This is a genomic window from Pseudomonas sp. G(2018), from assembly GCF_005502415.1.
Taxonomy (GTDB): domain Bacteria; phylum Pseudomonadota; class Gammaproteobacteria; order Pseudomonadales; family Pseudomonadaceae; genus Aquipseudomonas.
Map to the genome: position 1 here is coordinate 63635 of NZ_SCOO01000018.1, position 19276 is coordinate 82910.

Consider the following 19276-nt stretch of genomic DNA (forward strand, 5'->3'; position numbering starts at 1 on the left):
GAGCGTGCGCGAAGTGCGGACACTATCGAGTTACCCATACAGCGCTTGTTTGGATGGAAACCCATGGCTGGCGATTCGACGTGAAGCTGACTCGGGCCTGGCTCGCACATCAACAGGGCTCTGGGCTGATCCCAACTATTGATTCACAGCAGGCTAGCGTTCTGATCCAGGTTTAAGCTGCCGCCACGCCTCTATCATCTTCCTTTCTCGCCGGCTGGCGTGATTCGTTGAAGTGGGGTATTTGTGTTCGGCCCGACATGGGGCGAATTGGGGATATGAGTGTGGAGACGTTTTTGTGGGGGCTTCTAAGCGCAGCAGTGATAGCGCTAGGTGCGGCGGCTTGGCAGAAACCAGACTTTTACAAGGGCAGCATCAGTCCATGGATGACTAAGGTATTAAACATTGCGGTTGCGCTGACCGCAGCTTGGCAAATTTCGGCTTCCTACACCAAAAGTTTGATAGTCAAGCTCATTCCAGATTTGTCAGGCGATCTTCTATTGAAGATACAAAGCGCAAACGATGTGCCATTTACTTTATGGGCTGGGTTGATCGGCTTCATAGTCTATGAAGGTGTATTGTTTCTACTTGCGATTGGGTTGATACAGCATGAAGCAAAGAAAAATCATTGATCATCATGAGCTAACCGTATCGCATTCAGTTTAAAAGCCAGGTCTAGCTTCCGCACCACGATAGGTGATACCACGAATTCGTGTCGCGGAGGCGTGAGTAGGGGCAAGGCGCCCCCCGGGCCAAGGCCGTCCAGATGGTGAATCATCAGTGTGATCGCCTCGCCCTGTTCCTCGATGCCGCTCCAGGCCATCAACTCAGCAAGTGCTTGCCGTGTGCTGGACAGGCAGTGCAACCGAATTTCCTCTACGCCGCGGCTCTTCTTCTTCGCCGCGGACTTCGCTGAACGTTCCGCATTGCTCTTGGCCATGGCCTGCCTCTTCAATTCCGTGGGCCGGTATATCCAGCCATGTCTGTCGTCGGCGCTGGCGCACCTGGTTGCTGATGCGCTTCATGCTGCGACCTTTACTTGATGCCAGGCGCCGGCTGTATAGAACAGCTTCGCAGCCTGGGCCTCTTCGAGCGACACCTCGGCAGGAACGGCGATCCATCCAGACGCAACCAGGTGGTTCGGGCTGCAGCTGTTTCGCAGCTCCAGGTAGTAATGCTCGATGGCATCTGTCAGGCGCTCCACTTTGTAGATGCCCTCCGGCGATATCTCCACCGACTTGACGTACTCAACGCCGCGTTCGTCTCGACACATGGCGCTGATGTAGATCGTCCAGTGGTAGGAGAAGTCGAGCAGGGCGTTTGCGATCGCCAGGTTACGGATCTGCCGGCAGCTCTTCCAGTTCGCCATGATTTGCATGCCGCTGGGGTCGATGTTCACCACGGCGACGTGGTTGGTCCTGAGCAGCGCCCGGCAGCTTCGTTCGGCGCGGGGGAAGCCGTTGTTTGCCTTGCGCTTGCTCATAGCTCCTCCGTGATTCGCCGCAGTGCGATGCGTTCCGCGTGGGATGGGGAGGGGCGCCGGCGCTTCAGCACGGTGTCGGGATCGATCTTGTCCGAGCGGATTGGGCGAGGCTCAGGCTTGAAGGTGGCGGCCGGTTCAGCCTTGCCACCGGAGCCGAAGAACTGGTCCAGCTTTCGGTTCAGGTCGTCGATCATCGAGTCTCGCGGGTTTGGTATTGGTACGCCGATCACTTTGCACCTCCGGGTTCGCGCTTGGCCTTTTCCTCGAGCTGCATGGCGAAATCGACGGCCGCCGCGTAAGTCCAGCGGAAGGCCTTTGTTTTGTTGGTGACCAGATCCACGACGTGATAGGCGTTGCCGACGTTCTTCACCTGGAAGCGCACGCTCTGCACAGGCGGCTCGGTATCTGGATCGATCAGCGTGGCTCCACAAACACTTCTGAGCGAGTCAGCAAGCACCTACAGGTACTGGAAGCCAACACTGATGCCATTGCTGGATTGATGGCTGACCTGATAGCCAGGTGCAAGCCGGATGAAGAGGAAGATCCGGAAGACTGACAACAACGTTAAGAGTGCCGCAAAGGTCGGTGCCTGGCTTTGATCTCGTAGGGGACTATGTATCAGTTGCTTTGGCAAAGAAAAATCGTCGTAAAGCTAAACGCTCCACGGGCATGCTGTGAGTTGTAAGGTTTTGGTTTGCAGTCGGATGAATTCGGTGGGGGCGCTGACAGTGGGTATCAGGGAATAGCTGATATACGAGAAAGGCTCACTCGAATAATGTTCAGTGGTTCGCCCTGCCAGCTGTTTCAGAGAAATGCTGAGTGGCCGCAACTGGTCAGGGTGGGCTTTTTCTTGGTTCTTCACGGAATCCCGGTCAATATCTGCTTGGGCTATCGATACCCGGAGTCATCATCTTCTTTAGCGGCTGGCCTGCTCAACCCGATAGAAATGGCTGACTTTTCGATGCCCGGAGCGGCTTTCCTGGCTGCGTTTTTCTCGTGCTTCTTGCGCTGCTTTACGACTTGGCGATCAAACCTCCCTAACATCAACCCACCGCCGCTCCCGCGCCGCCAATCGAATCGCCGTCGCCAGTCGCTCCACCTCAAAGGCTTCCTCGAAATCAGTGCCGGCTTGTCCATGCCCCGCCAGGGCCATGATCAGCTCATGCACTTCCAGCGTCTTCAACTCGTTGTAACCCAATTGATGCCCCGGTGCCGGGCTGAATGCTGCGTACCCGGGCAGGTTCGGGCCGGCCAGTAAGCGCTGGAAACCGTCCTGGCCGACGCGGCACAGGCGTAGTTCATTTAAACGCTCCTGATCGAATGTCAGGGTGCCTCGGGTGCCGCTGATTTCGAAGCTCAGGTGATTCTTGTAGCCGTGTTTGAGCCAGCTGCTGCTGAAGGTGCCACGCGCGCCGCTGGCGAAGCGCAGCAAGGCATGGGTCTGATCGTCGACGGCAATGCGGCGTTGATCCTGGCTACCGGCCGTGGTCGGGCGTTGGCGGTGTACGGTCTGGGCGTCGGCACACACCGATTCGACATTGCCCAGCAGATGGCGCGCCATGGCCAGCAAGTGGCTGCCTAGATCCGCCAGTGCGCCGCCGGCGTGTTCGGTCTCGCAGCGCCATGACCAGGGGGACGCTGGATCGGCCATGAAGTCTTCGCTGAATTCGCCTTGAAAGCTGATGATCTCGCCGAGGCTGCCGTTCAGAATCAGTTCGCGCGCCAGGCCGATGATCGGGTTGTGCTGGTAGTTGTAGCCGACACGAGTGACGACGCCTGCGTGCCTGGCCGCCAGGTGCATGGCATTGGCCTGTTCCAGGTTCACCGCCAGCGGTTTTTCGCAGTACACCGGTTTGCCCGCGGCAATAGCGGCCATGGCCATCGGGTAGTGCAGGTGGTTGGGTGTGGTGATGGCGATCAGGTTGACCCTGGGGTCGTCGATCAATTGCTGCCAGTCGCCATGGGCTTGCTCGAAGCCCCAAGCAGTGGCGCTGGTTTGCGCACGAACGGGATCAGCGTCGGCCAGGGCAGCGAGGCGAAGCGTGAAGGGCAGTTCGAATGCCGCGCTGACGTTACGAAAAGCCAGGGCGTGGGCACGGCCCATGAAGCCCGTGCCGATAAGTCCGATTCCGAGTTCGCGCATGACAGGATCCTTGAATTCTTGTTTTCAGAGATCCAATTTATAGAATAAAAATTCTCTAACATCAATTTTTAGAATAAAATTTACATGATGCGTGAACCGCTACCCAAAAATCCTTGGCTATGCGCGGAGCCGTGGCGCCAGTTCTCGGTCAGTCTTCGAACCCGACCTGCTCGTGAATCTCGTCGACCTTCAATTCCAGTCGATAGGCCACGGCGATAAACAGTGCCTGGCACAGGCACAGCGTCGCGCTCAGTGAGCGGAAGGCGAACGAACTGCCTTCGTTGACCAGCAGAACGGCATTGGCGCGCTTGGCCAGGGGCGAGAGGTTGCTGTCGGTGATGATCAGGGTTTTCGCCTGATGGTGTTGGGCAATGCGCAGGCAGTGCTGGGTTTCCTTGCCGTAGGGCGTGAAGCTGATGGCGATCACCAGGTCATTGGCGCGCACGCTGCGCATCTGTTCGCGGTAGCTGCCGCCAAGGCCCGATACCAGGTGGATGCGTTTGTTGGTGTGTTGCAGGTTGTAGACCAGATAATCAGCCACGGCGAACGAACGGCGCACGCCGACCACGTAGATGTTGTCGGCATTGACCACCAGGTCCACTGCCTTGTCGAAGGTCTGGTCATCGAGTTCCAGCCCCAGTCGCTCGATGCCTGACAGGGTAGCGTTGATGCACTCGCGCGCCAGGTCGCCACCACTGGCTTTCTGCGACTTGTTGGCGATCATGCTGCGAATGCGCTGCTGGTAGTTCTGCACCGGCGTGGTTTTGTGGGTATACGCCTCGCGAAACAGCGCCTGCATTTCGCTGAAGCCGCTGAAGCCGAAACGTTGGGAAAACCGCACGATGGCCGACGGGTGCACTTCGCACTCGCGGGCGATGTCGCTGATGCGGTCGACCATGATCCGGTCGCTTTGCTGGCTCATGTAGCTGGCAATGCGTTTGAGCTGGCGCGGCAGGCTTTCGTATTCCTGGGTGATCAGCTGCAACAAACGCTCGGCGTTGATCGGGGGGCTGACAAGATCGCTCTCGGGCGTGCTTTCGGTCGTAGCCGGCTGATCGGTGCGGGACATAGGGAATCCTTCTGGCTTGTTCTTATAGGGACGATTGTTCACCTCGTCCCCTGACAATAGGTTGGCTGTGCGCAGTCTACAGGGTCGGCCCGGACAAAATCTTGAGCTTGCTGTGGTATGAAGCTTGCTGAAACGATGCATCGCGTCTGGAACGCCTGTACCAAAGTTTATTGGAAAAAATATTCCATGTAAAAATATTTGGAATAATTATTGATTGTTCGGTCCCGGTCGTTTTAGTCTGCATCCACCAAGAGTGTTCGGCGCGGTCATCGTCCTGAACACAGGCTGATAAAAATAACAGGAGCCAGCATGGGCCAGACTCGTTTTGCCAGTGGGCGTCAATTGGATCTCATCTGCCTGGGACGCCTTGGCGTCGACCTTTATGCGCAGCAAGTCGGGGCGCGGCTGGAGGATGTAAGCAGCTTCGCCAAGTACCTCGGTGGATCGTCCGCCAACATCGCATTCGGTACCGCTCGACTGGGGCTGAAGTCAGCGATGCTGAGCCGGGTCGGGGACGACCATATGGGGCGTTTCCTGGTCGAATCCCTGGCCCGCGAAGGCTGCGACACCAGCGGTATCAAGGTTGATCCGGAGCGCCTGACCGCGATGGTGTTGCTCGGTCTCAAGGATCGCGAAACCTTTCCACTGGTGTTCTACCGCGAGAACTGCGCCGACATGGCGCTACGGGCCGAAGACATCAGCGAAACCTTTATCGCCTCCAGCAAAGCCTTGCTGATCACCGGCACGCATTTCTCCACCGACGGCGTCTACAAGGCGAGCATCCAGGCGCTGGACTACGCCGAAAAACATAACGTCAAACGGGTTCTGGACATCGACTACCGCCCGGTTCTGTGGGGGCTTGCCGGCAAGGCAGACGGCGAAACCCGTTTCGTCGCCGACCAGAACGTCAGTCAGCACGTGCAGAAAATCCTCCCGCGTTTCGACCTGATCGTGGGCACCGAAGAAGAGTTTCTGATTGCCGGTGGCGCGGTGGACTTGCTCACGGCGTTGCGCAATGTCCGGCGCCTGAGCGCGGCGACCCTGGTGGTCAAGCTCGGCCCGCAGGGTTGCACGGTGATTCACGGGGATATCCCGGCCCGCCTCGAAGACGGCGCGATTTATCCTGGCGTGCGCGTGGAGGTACTCAACGTACTGGGCGCGGGCGATGCCTTCATGTCGGGCTTCCTCAGCGGTTGGCTGGAGGACGCCAGCGACGAGCGTTGCTGCCAGTTGGCCAATGCCTGCGGCGGCCTGGTGGTCTCGCGTCATGCCTGCGCCCCGGCCATGCCGACCCGCGCCGAACTCGATTACCTGTTCAATAGTCCGGTGCCGATTACCCGGCCGGATCAGGATGCCACGCTGCAGCGCCTGCACCAGGTCAGCGTGCCGCGCAAACAGTGGAAGCAACTGTTCATCTTTGCCTTCGACCATCGCGGGCAACTGGTGGAGCTGGCCCAGAAGGGCGGACGCGACCTCAACGCTATCGGTGAACTCAAACAACTCTTCATCAAAGCCGTGGAGCGGGTAGAAATCGATTTGCGCAAGCAGGGCATCGAGGCCGATGTCGGGCTGCTGGCGGACCAGCGTTTCGGCCAGGACTCGCTCAACGCCGCCACCGGTCGTGGCTGGTGGGTGGCGCGGCCGGTCGAAGTACAAGGCTCCCGGCCGTTGGCTTTCGAACACGGGCGTTCGATCGGCAGCAACCTGATCGCCTGGCCGCAAGAGCAAATCATCAAATGCCTGGTGCAATTCCACCCTGACGACGAGCCCATGCTGCGCCTGGAACAGGAAGCGCAGATCAAGGGTTTGTATCAGGCATCGCAAGTCAGCGGACATGAGCTGCTGCTGGAAATCATCCCGCCCAAGGATCACCCCTCGACGCACCCCGACGTGCTGTATCGCGCGCTCAAACGCCTCTACAACCTGGGCATCTACCCGGCGTGGTGGAAGATCGAAGCGCAAAGTGCCGAGGAGTGGAAGCAACTCGACGAACTGATCCAGGAGCGTGATCCGTACTGCCGTGGCGTGGTGTTGCTGGGCTTGAACGCGCCAGCGACGGCGTTGGCCGAAGGGTTTCAGCAAGCCAGTCAGAGCCGGACCTGTCGCGGTTTTGCCGTCGGCCGGACGATTTTTCAGGAGCCGAGCCGCGCGTGGATGGCCGGTGAAATCGACGATGAGGCACTGATCCGTCAGGTACAGGGCACCTTTGTCGAGCTGATCGATGCCTGGCGCAGTGCCCGCGCCTGATGTCACACCGCGAAATCCTGTGGGAGCGGGCTTGCCCGCGATGAAGGCGGCACATTCAGCATCAATGTGACTGCTAGATCGCTATCGCGGGCAAGCCCGCTCTCACAGGGTCCTACGTCGTTCTTACTGATGTGTGTAAAACAATAAAAGGTGCAGCCATGCCCGCTATCCGAATTGGCATCAACCCGATCTCCTGGAGCAACGACGACCTGCCGTCCCTCGGTGGCGAGACGCCGCTGAGTACCGCCCTGAGCGAAGGCAAGGACATCGGCTACGAAGGCTTTGAACTCAACGGCAAGTTTCCCAAGGACGCCAAAGGCGTTGGCGATGTGCTGCGCCCGTATGACCTGGCGCTGGTGTCCGGCTGGTATTCCAGTCGCCTGGCACGCCGCTCCGTGGCCGAAGAAATCGACGCCATCGGCAGTCATGTCGAGTTGCTGGCAAAGAACGGCGCCAAGGTGTTGGTTTACGGTGAAGTCGCTGACTCGATTCAAGGCCAACGCATTCCTCTGGTCGAACGCCCGCGTTTTCACACCGAACAGGCGTGGCAGGCATACGCTGACAAACTGACCGAGCTGGCACGCTTCACCCTGTCACAGGGGGTACGTCTGGCGTATCACCACCATATGGGCGCCTACGTCGAATCCCCGTCGGACATCGACACCCTGATGGCGTTGACCGGCAGCGAGGTCGGCCTGCTGTTCGATTCGGGCCATTGCTACATGGGGGGCGGTGAACCCTTGCAGGTGCTGCGCAAACACATCTCGCGCATCTGTCATGTGCATTTCAAGGATGTGCGCAAACCGGTAGTGCAGCTGGCGCGCAACAACCTCTGGAGTTTCCCGGACTGCATCATCAACGGCACCTTCACCGTGCCGGGCGACGGTGACATCAATTTCGCCGAACTGCTGGACGTGCTGCTGGCGGCCGATTACCACGGCTGGCTGGTGGTCGAGGCCGAGCAGGACCCGGCGGTGGCGCCAAGTTATGTCTACGCGAAAAAAGGCTTCGACACCTTGCGCGCGCTGCTCGACGAGAGGACTGCACGATGAGCCTGCTCGTCAAAAGCAATGCCCGTGGCCGGACCATGGTCGAGTTGGGCGAAGGTGAGCTGCAATACGTTGGCTTCGCTGCCTATCGATTGAGCCTGGGTGAAACCTTGCCAGTCGCATCTGGCGACAAAGAACTGTGCCTGGTGCTGCTCAGCGGCCGGGTCAGCCTCAAGGGTGAAGCGCCGGGGCAGGGCGCGTTCGACTGGGACAACATCGGCGATCGCCAATCGGTGTTCGAAGACAAATCCCCGTTCGCCGCGTACTTGCCACCCGGCAGCCAGGCGCAAGTCGTTGCGTTGAGCGATGTGCAAATCGCTGTATGTGCCGCACCCGGTTCGGCCACCGCCAACCACGGCCCACGCCTGATCAGACCAGAAACCATGAAACGCAGCGTGCGCGGCAAGGGTGCCAACACCCGTTACGTCTGCGACATTTTGCCGGACACCGAGCCCGCCCATTCGTTGCTGGTGGTGGAAGTGCGCACGCCCTCGGGGCACTCGTCGAGCTACCCGCCGCACAAGCACGACACCGACGACCTGCCGCACCAGAGCTTTCTCGAAGAAACCTATTACCACCAGATCAGCCCGCCCCAGGGCTTCGTGTTCCAACGGGTCTACACCGACGATCGCAGCATCGATCAGGCCCTGGCCGTGGAAAACAGCGACCTGGTGGTCGTGCCCAAGGGCTATCACCCGGTCAGCGTGCCGTACGGCTACGAGTCGTACTACCTGAACGTAATGGCCGGCCCGAAGCGCATCTGGCAGTTCCATAACGATCCGCAGCACAGCTGGCTGCTGGATCTCTGAATTCCAACGTCTGAATTTCAAGCTCTGCACGGAGAACACGCACAATGAGCGATGCCCAGGTTGTAGGCCATTACATCGACGGACAAGTGCAGGACAGCGGTAGCGAACGGTTCAGCCATGTCTTCAACCCGGCCACCGGCAGCGTTCAGGCGCGGGTCGGGCTGGCCAGCCAGAAGACCGTGGACGACGCCGTCGCCTCAGCCCTGAAGGCCTTCCCGGCCTGGTCCGAACAATCGTCCCTGCGGCGTTCGCGGGTGATGTTCAAGTTCAAGGAATTGCTCGATCGCCATCACGACGAACTGGCGCAAATCATCAGCCGCGAACACGGCAAGGTCTTTTCGGACGCCAAAGGCGAAGTCACCCGCGGCATCGAAATCGTCGAGTACGCTTGCGGTGCGCCGAACTTGCTGAAGACCGAGTTCAGCGACAACATCGGCGGCGGCATCGACAACTGGAACCTGCGCCAGCCCCTCGGTGTTTGCGCCGGGGTCACGCCGTTCAATTTCCCGGTGATGGTTCCGTTGTGGATGATCCCGCTGGCGCTGGTCACCGGTAACTGCTTCATCCTCAAACCCTCCGAGCGTGATCCCTCCGCCAGTTTGCTGATGGCCCGCCTGCTCACCGAAGCCGGGTTGCCGGACGGTGTGTTCAATGTGGTCCAGGGCGACAAGGTGGCGGTCGACGCTTTGCTGCAACACCCGGACATCGAGGCGATTTCCTTTGTCGGCTCGACGCCGATTGCCGAATACATCCACCAACAAGCGACCTCGCGCGGCAAACGTGTACAGGCGCTGGGCGGGGCGAAGAACCACATGATCGTCATGCCCGATGCGGATCTGGATCAAGCGGCGGATGCCCTGATCGGCGCTGCGTATGGTTCGGCCGGTGAGCGCTGCATGGCGATTTCGATTGCCGTGGCCGTCGGTGATGTCGGCGATCAACTGATTGCCAAACTGCTGCCACGTATCGATCAATTGAAGGTTGGCAACGGTATGCAGGGTGACAGCGATATGGGGCCACTGGTCACTGCCGAACACAAGGCCAAGGTTGAGGGCTTCATCGATCAGGGCGTGGCCCAAGGCGCGCAACTGATCGTTGACGGACGTCACTTCAAGGTGCCGGGAGCCGAGAACGGCTTCTTTGTTGGCGCGACGCTGTTCGACCACGTCACGACCGAAATGAGCATCTACCAGCAAGAGATTTTCGGGCCGGTGCTGGGCATCGTGCGCGTGCCGGACTTCGCCAGCGCCGTGGCGCTGATCAATGCCCATGAATTCGGTAACGGCGTGTCCTGCTTCACCAGCGATGGCGGCATCGCACGCTCGTTTGCCCGCAGCATCAAGGTCGGCATGGTCGGCATCAACGTGCCCATTCCCGTGCCCATGGCCTGGCATTCATTCGGCGGCTGGAAGCGCTCGCTGTTCGGCGACCACCATGCCTACGGCGAAGAAGGTATCCGTTTCTACAGTCGCTACAAAAGCGTGATGCAGCGCTGGCCCGACAGCATTGCCAAGGGTCCTGAATTCAGCATGCCGACGGCCAAATAATTCACCTGTGCGGAGAACAACAATAATGAGCAAACCCCTGCGTTTCGCCCTGAACCGTATGGTCGCCCCACGTTTGTCCCTGCCTGCGTTCATCGAATTGGCGGTGACCCTCAAGGCCGACGCCATCGAGATCCGCAACGACCTCAAAGGCGTCGAGATCGAGGATGGCACCGCGCCTGGGCACGTCCGTGAATTGTGTGCGGCCAAGGGCATCACCGTATTGTCGATCAATGCGTTGTATCCGTTCGATGTCTGGAATGACGAGCGCCGCACGCAAGCCCGCAAGCTTGCCGCTTATGCCCGTGACTGTGGCGCACAGGGTTTGGTGATGTGCCCGTTGAACGACCGTGCCGATCCGCGCAGCGAGGCCGAGCGCGCGTCAGGCCTGCGCACGGCGCTGAGTGAATTGGCGCCGATCCTGCGCGATCACGGCATCCTCGGTTTCATCGAACCGCTGGGCTTCGAAGAATGCTCGCTGCGGCGCAAACGCACGGCGGTCGATGCGATCAAGGCCATCGGCGGGCTGGATGTGTTCCGCCTGGTGCATGACACCTTTCACCATCACCTGGCCAGCGAACATGAATTCTTTCCCGAGCTGACCGGGCTGGTGCACATCTCCGGTGTCGAAGATGCCGAGGCGCCGCTGACGACCATCCGCGACGGTCATCGGGTGCTGGTGGGCGAGGGCGACATTCTCGGCAACGCGGCACAAATCGACACCTTGCTCAGCAGCGGCTACAGCGGCTACCTGTCGTTCGAGCCCTTTGCCGACAGCGTCCATGGGCTGGCGGATATCCAATCGGCAATCGGCGCCAGCATGGATCACCTGCAGAAATCTCAAGGTTAATGGAAATTCCCCCTGCGGGAGCACTCCACAGCGCACACCGGATTCAGCTTCAAAGGAAGGTGCAAGCATGACCACAACAAGACTGACCATGGCCCAGGCCCTGGTGAAATTCCTCGATAATCAGTACATCGAGGTCGATGGCGTCCAGAGCAAATTCGTCGCCGGGATCTTTACCATTTTCGGCCACGGTAATGTGCTGGGGCTGGGGCAAGCCCTGGAGCAGGACAGCGGCGAACTGATCGTCCATCAGGGCCGCAACGAACAAGGCATGGCTCACGCCGCCATCGGTTTCGCCAAACAACACCTGCGGCGCAAGATCTACGCCTGTACATCATCCGTGGGACCCGGCGCGGCGAACATGCTGACCGCTGCCGCAACGGCCACCGCCAACCGTATTCCCTTGCTGTTGTTGCCCGGTGACGTTTATGCCTGCCGTCAACCAGACCCGGTGTTGCAACAGATCGAACAGTTCCACGACCTGAGCATCAGCACCAATGATGCGTTCAAGGCGGTGAGCAAATACTGGGATCGCATCAACCGTCCCGAGCAGTTGATGACGGCGGCGATCCACGCGATGCGCGTGCTCACCGACCCCGCCGAAACCGGTGCCGTCACCCTGGCCTTGCCGCAAGACGTGCAGGCCGAGGCGTATGACTATCCTGATTACTTCCTGCAAAAACGCGTGCACCGCATCGAGCGTCGTCCGGCGACTCAAGCAATGCTCGGCGATGCCGTGGCGCTGTTCAAAGGCAAGCGCAAACCGCTGATCATCTGTGGCGGTGGAGTCAAATACTCGGGCGCCAATGCGGCGTTACAGGCCTTTGCCGAACGCTTCGATATTCCCTTCGCCGAAACCCAGGCCGGCAAGAGTGCAGTGGTGTCCGGCCATCCGTTGAACGTTGGCGGGATCGGCGAAACCGGTTGCCTGGCGGCGAACCTGTTGGCCAGGGACGCGGATTTGATCATCGGCGTCGGCACCCGCTACAGCGATTTCACCACCGCGTCGAAATCCTTGTTTAAACACCCGGACGTGCAATTTCTCAACCTCAATATCAGTCCGTGCGACGCCCTGAAACTCGACGGCGTGCAACTGCTGGCAGATGCCAAAACCGGTTTGCTGGCGCTGGCCGAAGCACTGGGCGATTACCGCTCCAGCTGGGGCGATCAACCTGGTGAAGCCAAGGCGCAATTGAACGAGGAAGTCGACCGCATCTATCAGGTCGAGTACCAGACTCAGGACTTCGTCCCGGAAATCAACGACCACCTGGACCCGGCGGTGCTGCGCGAATTCATCGAGCTGACCGGTTCCTGCCTGACCCAGAGCCGGGTGCTCGGTGTGCTTAACGAGACCCTGGCCGATGATGCCGTGATCGTCGCCGCCGCCGGCAGCTTGCCTGGCGACCTGCAGCGCAGCTGGCGCAGCAAGGGCGTGAACACCTATCACGTCGAGTACGGTTATTCGTGCATGGGGTATGAGGTGAACGCCGCATTGGGCGTGAAGCTCGCCGAACCCGAACACGAGGTCTACGCGCTGGTGGGCGACGGCTCCTACATGATGCTGCACTCGGAACTGGCAACCTCGATCCAGGAACATCGCAAAATCAACGTGGTGCTGCTGGACAACATGACCTTCGGCTGCATCAACAATCTGCAAATGGAACACGGCATGGACAGCTTCGGCACCGAGTTCCGGTTCCGCAATCCTGAAACCGGCAAGCTCGATGGCGGCTTCGTGCCGGTGGATTTTGCCATGAGCGCGGCGGCTTACGGCTGCAAGACCTACAAGGTGAACACGGTTGAAGCGCTGCGGGCCGCGCTGGCCGATGCGCGCTTGCAGACAGTGTCGACGCTGATCGACATCAAGGTCCTGCCCAAGACCATGATTCACAAATACCTGTCCTGGTGGCGGGTCGGCGTGGCGCAAGTCTCCACCAGCGCGCGGACCGATGCGGTGGCCAAGACCCTGAACGAACGACTGGCCAAGGCCCGTCAGTACTGATTGCCCTGAATCGAACAACAAGGAGTCCTTTCATGTCATCGCTTACTCATTCTTTGCGCTTAGGCGTCATCGGCACCGGGGCCATTGGCCAGGACCACATCCGTCGTTGCAGCCAGACCTTGCTCAACAGCCAGGTCGTCGCCGTCACCGACATCAATTTGCAGCAAGCGGCCAAGGTCGTAGCCGATCTGAAACTGACCGCCGAGGTCTATCCGGACGGCCACGCGCTGATCAAGGCGCCGGAAGTCGAGGCGATCCTCGTCACTTCCTGGGGGCCGAGCCACGAAGAGTTTGTACTGGCGGCGATTGCGGCGGGAAAACCGGTGTTCTGCGAGAAACCGCTGGCGGTCACCGCCGAAGGCTGCCGCAAGATCGTCGAGGCCGAAGTGGCCCACGGCAAGCGACTGGTACAGGTCGGTTTCATGCGTCCGTACGATGAAGGTTATCGAGCATTGAAAGCCGTGATCGACAGCGGCCAGATCGGCGAGCCGCTGATGCTGCATTGCGCCCATCGCAACCCGACCGTGGGTGAAAACTACAAGACCGACATGGCGATCACCGACACGCTGATCCATGAACTGGACGTGCTGCGATGGTTGCTCGATGACGATTACGTTTCGGTGCAAGTGGTATTCCCGCGCAAGACCAGCAAGGCTCTCGCGCATTTGAAAGATCCACAGATCGTTCTGCTGGAAACCGCCAAGGGCACGCGCATCGATGTGGAAGTGTTCGTCAATTGCCAGTACGGCTACGACATCCAGTGCGAAGTGGTGGGGGAGACGGGCATCGCCAAACTGCCGGAGCCGTCGCAGGTTCAGTTGCGCAGTGGGGCGAAGCTGTCCAATGCGATTCTGATGGACTGGAAGGACCGGTTCATTGCGGCCTATGACGTCGAGTTGCAGGCGTTCATCGATGGCGTGCGGGCCGGTCAGGTGGGCGGGCCATCGGCGTGGGACGGTTTTGCCGCTGCCGTCGCCGCAGATGCGTGTATCGAAGCGCAAAACAGTGGCCAGATCGTCAAAGTCGCACTCCCTGACCGCCCCCACTTCTACGGCTAACCGCAATACCTGTGGGAGCGGGCTTGCCCGCGATAGCGGTGTATCAGGCGACATCAATGTTAAATGTACCGCCGTCATCGCGGGCAAGCCCGTTCCCACAAGGACCGCGTTCTATTTAGGGAAATACGTGTATGCGTATCGGACTTGTCGGTTACGGCCATGGTGGCCGGTTTTTTCATGCTCCGCTGATCAGCAGTTTACCGGCGGCGACCTTCGTGGGCGTGGTTACCCGCTCTGCCGAGCGCCGGCAACTGCTGGCCGCGGAGCATCCCGGTGTACCGGCCTTCGACAGCATTGGCCAACTGGTCGAAGCCGGGGTCGATGTGCTGGTGGTGTCCACGCCGCTCAAAGGTCGCCCGGCACTGGTACTCGACGCTATCGAACATGGCGTGGCGGTGGTCAGCGACAAGCCATTCGCCGCCGATACGCAACAGGCGCAAACCCTGATTACCATGGCCGAACGTCAGGGCGTGCAATTGAGCGTCTACCAGAATCGGCGCTGGGACTCGGATTTCCTCACCGTGCGCAAACTCATTGAGTCCGGTGCGTTGGGCCAGATCACCCGTTTCGAATCGCGGATCGAGCGCTATTCGCCGCAGTCAGTGAACAACGGCAGCGGCGGCGGTTTCCTGCGCGATCTGGGCAGCCACCTGGTGGATCAGGCACTACTGCTGTTCGGCCCCGTCACCCGGGTGTATGCCGAACTGGATTACGCCGAAAAAGGCCAGACCTTCGACAATGGTTTCTTCATGTCCCTGACCCATGCCAACGGCGTGATTTCACACTTGGGTGGCAGTTGTCTGCAAAACACCCCCGGCCCACGTTTTCGTGTGACCGGCACCCAGGGCTGCTACAGCGTCGATGGTCTGGACGGGCAGGAGGCGTCGGCCCTCGCCGGGCTCACACCCAAATCCGAGGGCGAGCGCTGGGGCGTCGAGGAGCATCGTCGCTGGGGCTGGTTCGAGCAGGGTGAGGTACGCGAACGGGTGCCGTCCGAGCGGGGCTGCTGGAACCAGTTCTATTTGCAGCTGAAAACCTCGTTACAGAGCGGTGGCCCACTGCCGGTCGAGGCCCGTGATGCACTGGCGACTACCCACGTACTAGACGCTGCGCGGCTTAGTTTTGAGCGTCATCAAGTAGTGGCATTGGGCCCACTCAAGAGCCATGGAATGAAATCAGAAAAAAATTCTAAAATCGGTTGATGTAGAAAATATTTTCCAATAAAGTCATTTCCAGCGAACTGCTTCGCACAACGTTTCAACACTTTTCCTGCTTGTCCGCTTACTGAAATCGTCACGCCTCATCCATAAAACCAACAAAAATGTGGAGAAAGACTTTTCATGAAGACCAAGATCCGTTTCGCCTCTCTCGCTTTGTCCCTGATGTTCGCCAGCGGCGCTGCGCTGGCCGATGTGAAGATCGGTGTCAGCATGTCCCAGTTCGATGACACCTGGCTGACCTACCTGCGTGAATCCATGGACAAGAAAGCCAAGTCTTACCCCGACGGCGTCCAGCTGCAATTCGAAGACGCCCGCAGCGATGTGGTCAAGCAACTGAGCCAGGTCGAAAGCTTCATCAGCCAGAAAGTCGATGCCATCGTGGTCAATCCGGTGGATACAGCCGCTACCAAAAAAATCACTGAAGCCGCGGTGAAGGCCGGCATTCCGCTGGTCTACGTCAATCGTCGTCCCGATGACCTGAACCTGCCCAAAGGCGTGGTGACTGTCGCTTCCAACGACCTGGAGGCCGGTGAAATGCAAATGCAGTACCTGGCCGACAAGATGGGCGGCAAGGGCGATATCGTGATTTTGCTGGGTGACCTGGCGAACAACTCCACCACCAACCGCACCAAGGGCGTCAAAGAGGTGCTGGCCAAATACCCGAACATCAAGATCGAGCAAGAGCAGAGCGGTATCTGGCTGCGGGATAAAGGCATGACCCTGGTCAACGACTGGCTGACCCAGGGCCGCAAGTTCGACGCGATCGTCTCCAACAACGATGAGATGGCCATTGGTGCCGCGATGGCGCTTCAACAGGCTGGTGTCGAAAAAGGCAGCGTGTTGATTGCGGGTGTCGACGGTACGCCGGACGGTTTGAATGCCGTGAAGAAAGGTTCGCTGGCCGCTTCCGTGTTCCAGGACGCCAAGGGGCAGGCCGACGGCTCCATCGATACCGCCGTGAAAATGGCGAAAAACGAGCCGGTCGAATCAGCTGTCTGGGTGCCGTTTCGCCTGATCACGCCGCAAAACGTTGACCAGTTCAAATAGTCCATCCGTTCGATAACAACAATAAGCACGCAAGGTTGCGACGCGACCTTGCTGATGGAGTACCTGATCATGTTCGCTTCAGCGACTGCTTCGAGCACCCCGTTGGTGGGTGTCCAGCCAACCGCAACACCTGTCGATGAGCCGTACCTGCTGGAGATCATCAACGTCAGCAAGGGTTTTCCCGGTGTGGTGGCCTTGTCCGACGTACAACTGCGGGTGCGTCCCGGTTCCGTGCTGGCGCTTATGGGGGAAAACGGCGCAGGCAAATCCACCTTGATGAAAATCATCGCCGGCATCTACCAGCCGGATGCCGGCGAGTTGCGCCTGCGGGGTAAGCCGGTGGTCTTCGAAACACCCCTGGCGGCGCTCCAGGCCGGGATCGCGATGATCCACCAGGAACTCAACCTGATGCCGCACATGAGCATCGCCGAAAACATCTGGATCGGCCGCGAGCAGCTCAACGGTTTCCACATGATCGACCACCGCGAAATGCACCGCTGCACGGCAAAGCTGCTGGAGCGCCTGCGGATCAATCTCGACCCGGAGGAGCTGGTAGGCAACCTGAGCATCGCCGAACGGCAGATGGTCGAGATCGCCAAGGCCGTGTCCTACGACTCCGACATCCTGATCATGGACGAACCGACCTCAGCCATCACCGAGAAGGAAGTCGCCCATCTGTTCTCGATCATTGCCGACCTGAAAAGCCAGGGCAAAGGCATCATCTACATCACGCACAAAATGAACGAAGTGTTCAGCATCGCCGATGAAGTGGCGGTGTTCCGTGACGGCGCCTACATCGGCCTGCAGCGGGCCGACAGCATGGACGGCGACAGCCTGATCTCGATGATGGTGGGGCGCGAGCTGAGTCAGTTGTTCCCGGTGCGTGAGAAGCCGATCGGCGATCTGCTGCTGTCGGTGCGCAACCTCAAGCTGGACGGCATTTTCAAAGACGTCTCCTTCGACCTGCATGCCGGGGAGATCCTGGGCATCGCCGGTTTGATGGGGTCGGGGCGGACCAATGTCGCCGAGGCGATTTTCGGCATCACGCCAAGCGACGGAGGTGAGATCCGGCTCGACGGCGAGGTGGTGCGCATCAGCGACCCGCACATGGCGATCGAGAAGGGCTTCGCGCTGTTGACTGAAGATCGCAAGCTCAGTGGCCTGTTCCCATGCCTGTCAGTGCTGGAAAACATGGAAATGGCGGTACTGCCCCATTACGTCGGTAACGGCTTCATTCAACAGAAAGCCCTGCGCGCACTGTGTGAAGACATGTGCAAAAAACTGCGGGTGAAAACACCGTCGCTGGAGCAATGCATCGACACGCTTTCCGGTGGTAACCAGCAGAAAGCCTTGCTGGCGCGTTGGCTGATGACCAACCCAAGAATCCTGATTCTCGACGAGCCGACCCGCGGTATCGATGTCGGGGCCAAGGCCGAGATTTACCGGCTCATCGCCTGCCTTGCCACCGAAGGCATGGCGGTGATCATGATTTCCTCGGAGCTGCCGGAAGTACTCGGCATGAGCGACCGGGTGATGGTCATGCACGAGGGCGACCTGATGGGCACCCTCGACCGCTTCGAGGCAACTCAGGAACGCGTGATGCAACTGGCCTCGGGCATGTCCGCGGTTCATTAAGTCAAGGTGAACGCAGTCCTGTGGCGAGGGAGCTCCCTCGCCACACGGATTTCAAATGAAGGGTGAATGGTTATGAACGCGATACTGGAAAACAAACCGGCAACGGCACCGGTCAAGAGTCGCCGGCGCTTTCCGACCGAGCTGAGCATCTTCCTGGTGCTGATTGGCATCGGCCTGGTGTTCGAACTGTTCGGCTGGATCGTGCGCGACCAGAGTTTTTTGATGAACTCCCAACGGTTGGTATTGATGATCCTGCAAGTGTCGATCATCGGCCTGCTGGCGATCGGCGTGACCCAGGTGATCATCACCACCGGCATCGATCTGTCGTCGGGCTCGGTGCTGGCCTTATCGGCGATGATCGCTGCCAGCCTGGCGCAGACATCGGATTTCGCTCGGGCGGTATTCCCGTCGCTGACCGACTTGCCGGTGTGGATTCCAGTGATTGCCGGGCTCGGTGTCGGGCTGCTGGCGGGGGCAATCAACGGCAGCATCATTGCCATCACCGGGATTCCACCGTTCATTGCCACCTTGGGCATGATGGTCTCGGCCCGTGGCCTGGCGCGTTACTACACCGAAGGCCAGCCGGTGAGCATGCTGTCGGATTCCTACACGGCCATCGGTCACGGCGCGATGCCGGTGATCATTTTTCTGGTGGTGGCGGTGATCTTCCATATCGCGCTGCGCTACACCAAGTACGGTAAATACACCTACGCCATCGGCGGCAACATGCAGGCGGCGCGTACATCGGGTATTAACGTCAAGCGCCATCTGGTCATCGTCTACAGCATCGCCGGGTTGCTGGCGGGACTGGCGGGCGTGGTCGCTTCGGCCCGTGCCGCCACCGGGCAGGCCGGGATGGGCATGTCCTATGAACTGGATGCGATTGCCGCGGCGGTCATCGGCGGTACCAGCCTGGCAGGCGGAGTAGGGCGCATCACCGGCACGGTCATCGGCGCACTGATCCTCGGGGTGATGGCCAGCGGGTTCACTTTCGTCGGGGTCGATGCCTACATCCAGGACATCATCAAGGGCTTGATCATCGTGGTCGCGGTGGTCATCGACCAGTACCGCAACAAACGCAAACTCAAGCGCTGACATTGACTGCAAGCTATTGCACAAGGGGACC

Annotated in this window: 18 protein-coding genes; 12 read left to right on the forward strand and 6 right to left on the reverse strand. The window is 59.6% G+C overall.

Annotated features, from left to right (window positions below):
* The first annotated feature begins 275 nt into the window (after positions 1-275).
* Entirely contained in the window at positions 276-629 is a 354-nt protein-coding gene (locus FFS64_RS18050; protein WP_137806519.1) for a hypothetical protein, read from the forward strand.
* On the opposite strand, the gene FFS64_RS18055 is transcribed toward FFS64_RS18050, so the two are convergent.
* The 6 genes from FFS64_RS18055 to FFS64_RS18080 all read right to left on the reverse strand — a co-directional run bounded on the left by FFS64_RS18055 (position 623) and on the right by FFS64_RS18080 (position 4692).
* Positions 623-937, reverse strand: a complete 315-nt coding sequence (locus tag FFS64_RS18055; RefSeq protein ID WP_137806520.1) for a hypothetical protein — start codon at positions 935-937, stop codon at positions 623-625. The two genes, FFS64_RS18050 and FFS64_RS18055, sit on opposite strands and share 7 nt — an antisense overlap.
* 81 nt (positions 938-1018) lie before the next feature.
* Complete coding sequence (locus FFS64_RS18060) at positions 1019-1480, reverse strand: hypothetical protein (RefSeq protein WP_137806521.1); 462 nt, start codon at positions 1478-1480, stop codon at positions 1019-1021.
* A complete protein-coding gene (locus FFS64_RS18065; RefSeq protein ID WP_137806522.1) occupies positions 1477-1674 on the reverse strand; it encodes a hypothetical protein in 198 nt (65 codons plus the stop codon). Before FFS64_RS18065 ends, FFS64_RS18060 begins: the two co-directional genes overlap by 4 nt.
* 32 nt (positions 1675-1706) lie before the next feature.
* Positions 1707-1937, reverse strand: coding sequence for a hypothetical protein (locus tag FFS64_RS18070; RefSeq protein ID WP_137806523.1), 231 nt, complete (start codon positions 1935-1937; stop codon positions 1707-1709).
* Positions 1938-2507: 570 nt separating this feature from the next.
* On the reverse strand, positions 2508-3623 hold the full coding sequence (locus FFS64_RS18075; protein WP_137806524.1) for a Gfo/Idh/MocA family protein: 1116 nt from the start codon (positions 3621-3623) through the stop codon (positions 2508-2510).
* A gap of 148 nt (positions 3624-3771) precedes the next feature.
* Positions 3772-4692, reverse strand: a complete 921-nt coding sequence (locus tag FFS64_RS18080; protein WP_095193370.1) for a MurR/RpiR family transcriptional regulator — start codon at positions 4690-4692, stop codon at positions 3772-3774.
* A 309-nt stretch (positions 4693-5001) separates the two neighbouring features.
* On the opposite strand from FFS64_RS18080, the gene iolC reads away from it, so the two are divergent.
* The 11 genes from iolC (at position 5002) to FFS64_RS18140 (ending at position 19245) form a co-directional block, all read left to right on the forward strand.
* Positions 5002-6939, forward strand: a complete 1938-nt coding sequence (gene iolC / locus FFS64_RS18085) for a 5-dehydro-2-deoxygluconokinase (RefSeq protein WP_137806525.1) — start codon at positions 5002-5004, stop codon at positions 6937-6939.
* A gap of 158 nt (positions 6940-7097) precedes the next feature.
* Positions 7098-7991 (forward strand): myo-inosose-2 dehydratase, encoded by an 894-nt coding sequence (iolE, locus tag FFS64_RS18090; protein WP_137806526.1) that lies wholly within the window; start codon positions 7098-7100, stop codon positions 7989-7991.
* Positions 7988-8797: a 5-deoxy-glucuronate isomerase gene (gene iolB, locus FFS64_RS18095; RefSeq protein WP_137806527.1), complete on the forward strand. Its 810-nt coding sequence runs from the start codon at positions 7988-7990 to the stop codon at positions 8795-8797. The genes iolE and iolB overlap by 4 nt, the downstream gene beginning before the upstream one ends.
* 44 nt (positions 8798-8841) lie before the next feature.
* Positions 8842-10344 carry a CoA-acylating methylmalonate-semialdehyde dehydrogenase gene (locus FFS64_RS18100; RefSeq protein WP_137806528.1) on the forward strand — a complete coding sequence of 501 codons (1503 nt, stop codon included), beginning with the start codon at positions 8842-8844 and terminating at the stop codon, positions 10342-10344.
* A 25-nt stretch (positions 10345-10369) separates the two neighbouring features.
* Complete coding sequence (locus tag FFS64_RS18105; RefSeq protein ID WP_137806529.1) at positions 10370-11191, forward strand: TIM barrel protein; 822 nt, start codon at positions 10370-10372, stop codon at positions 11189-11191.
* A 67-nt stretch (positions 11192-11258) separates the two neighbouring features.
* Positions 11259-13190 (forward strand): 3D-(3,5/4)-trihydroxycyclohexane-1,2-dione acylhydrolase (decyclizing), encoded by a 1932-nt coding sequence (iolD, locus tag FFS64_RS18110; RefSeq protein WP_137806530.1) that lies wholly within the window; start codon positions 11259-11261, stop codon positions 13188-13190.
* A 32-nt stretch (positions 13191-13222) separates the two neighbouring features.
* The gene (locus tag FFS64_RS18115; protein ID WP_137806531.1) at positions 13223-14248 is read left to right on the forward strand and encodes a Gfo/Idh/MocA family protein; all 1026 of its coding nucleotides are present in this window, start codon (positions 13223-13225) and stop codon (positions 14246-14248) included.
* A gap of 131 nt (positions 14249-14379) precedes the next feature.
* Positions 14380-15450 carry a Gfo/Idh/MocA family protein gene (locus FFS64_RS18125; protein WP_137806532.1) on the forward strand — a complete coding sequence of 357 codons (1071 nt, stop codon included), beginning with the start codon at positions 14380-14382 and terminating at the stop codon, positions 15448-15450.
* 138 nt (positions 15451-15588) lie between these two features.
* Positions 15589-16515 (forward strand): sugar ABC transporter substrate-binding protein, encoded by a 927-nt coding sequence (locus FFS64_RS18130; protein WP_095193379.1) that lies wholly within the window; start codon positions 15589-15591, stop codon positions 16513-16515.
* Positions 16516-16584: 69 nt separating this feature from the next.
* Positions 16585-18150, forward strand: a complete 1566-nt coding sequence (locus FFS64_RS18135; protein ID WP_137806533.1) for a sugar ABC transporter ATP-binding protein — start codon at positions 16585-16587, stop codon at positions 18148-18150.
* A 72-nt stretch (positions 18151-18222) separates the two neighbouring features.
* Positions 18223-19245, forward strand: a complete 1023-nt coding sequence (locus FFS64_RS18140) for an ABC transporter permease (protein WP_007956055.1) — start codon at positions 18223-18225, stop codon at positions 19243-19245.
* Positions 19246-19276: the final 31 nt, after the last annotated feature.

Coding starts and splice junctions, on each gene's coding strand:
- FFS64_RS18050 (WP_137806519.1), top strand. CDS start 276: ATGAGTGTGGAGACGTTTTTGTGGGGGCTTCTAAGCGCAGCAGTGATA.
- FFS64_RS18055 (WP_137806520.1), bottom strand. CDS start 937: ATGGCCAAGAGCAATGCGGAACGTTCAGCGAAGTCCGCGGCGAAGAAG.
- FFS64_RS18060 (WP_137806521.1), bottom strand. CDS start 1,480: ATGAGCAAGCGCAAGGCAAACAACGGCTTCCCCCGCGCCGAACGAAGC.
- FFS64_RS18065 (WP_137806522.1), bottom strand. CDS start 1,674: ATGATCGACGACCTGAACCGAAAGCTGGACCAGTTCTTCGGCTCCGGT.
- FFS64_RS18075 (WP_137806524.1), bottom strand. CDS start 3,623: ATGCGCGAACTCGGAATCGGACTTATCGGCACGGGCTTCATGGGCCGT.
- FFS64_RS18080 (WP_095193370.1), bottom strand. CDS start 4,692: ATGTCCCGCACCGATCAGCCGGCTACGACCGAAAGCACGCCCGAGAGC.
- iolC (WP_137806525.1), top strand. CDS start 5,002: ATGGGCCAGACTCGTTTTGCCAGTGGGCGTCAATTGGATCTCATCTGC.
- iolE (WP_137806526.1), top strand. CDS start 7,098: ATGCCCGCTATCCGAATTGGCATCAACCCGATCTCCTGGAGCAACGAC.
- iolB (WP_137806527.1), top strand. CDS start 7,988: ATGAGCCTGCTCGTCAAAAGCAATGCCCGTGGCCGGACCATGGTCGAG.
- FFS64_RS18100 (WP_137806528.1), top strand. CDS start 8,842: ATGAGCGATGCCCAGGTTGTAGGCCATTACATCGACGGACAAGTGCAG.
- FFS64_RS18105 (WP_137806529.1), top strand. CDS start 10,370: ATGAGCAAACCCCTGCGTTTCGCCCTGAACCGTATGGTCGCCCCACGT.
- iolD (WP_137806530.1), top strand. CDS start 11,259: ATGACCACAACAAGACTGACCATGGCCCAGGCCCTGGTGAAATTCCTC.
- FFS64_RS18115 (WP_137806531.1), top strand. CDS start 13,223: ATGTCATCGCTTACTCATTCTTTGCGCTTAGGCGTCATCGGCACCGGG.
- FFS64_RS18125 (WP_137806532.1), top strand. CDS start 14,380: ATGCGTATCGGACTTGTCGGTTACGGCCATGGTGGCCGGTTTTTTCAT.
- FFS64_RS18130 (WP_095193379.1), top strand. CDS start 15,589: ATGAAGACCAAGATCCGTTTCGCCTCTCTCGCTTTGTCCCTGATGTTC.
- FFS64_RS18135 (WP_137806533.1), top strand. CDS start 16,585: ATGTTCGCTTCAGCGACTGCTTCGAGCACCCCGTTGGTGGGTGTCCAG.
- FFS64_RS18140 (WP_007956055.1), top strand. CDS start 18,223: ATGAACGCGATACTGGAAAACAAACCGGCAACGGCACCGGTCAAGAGT.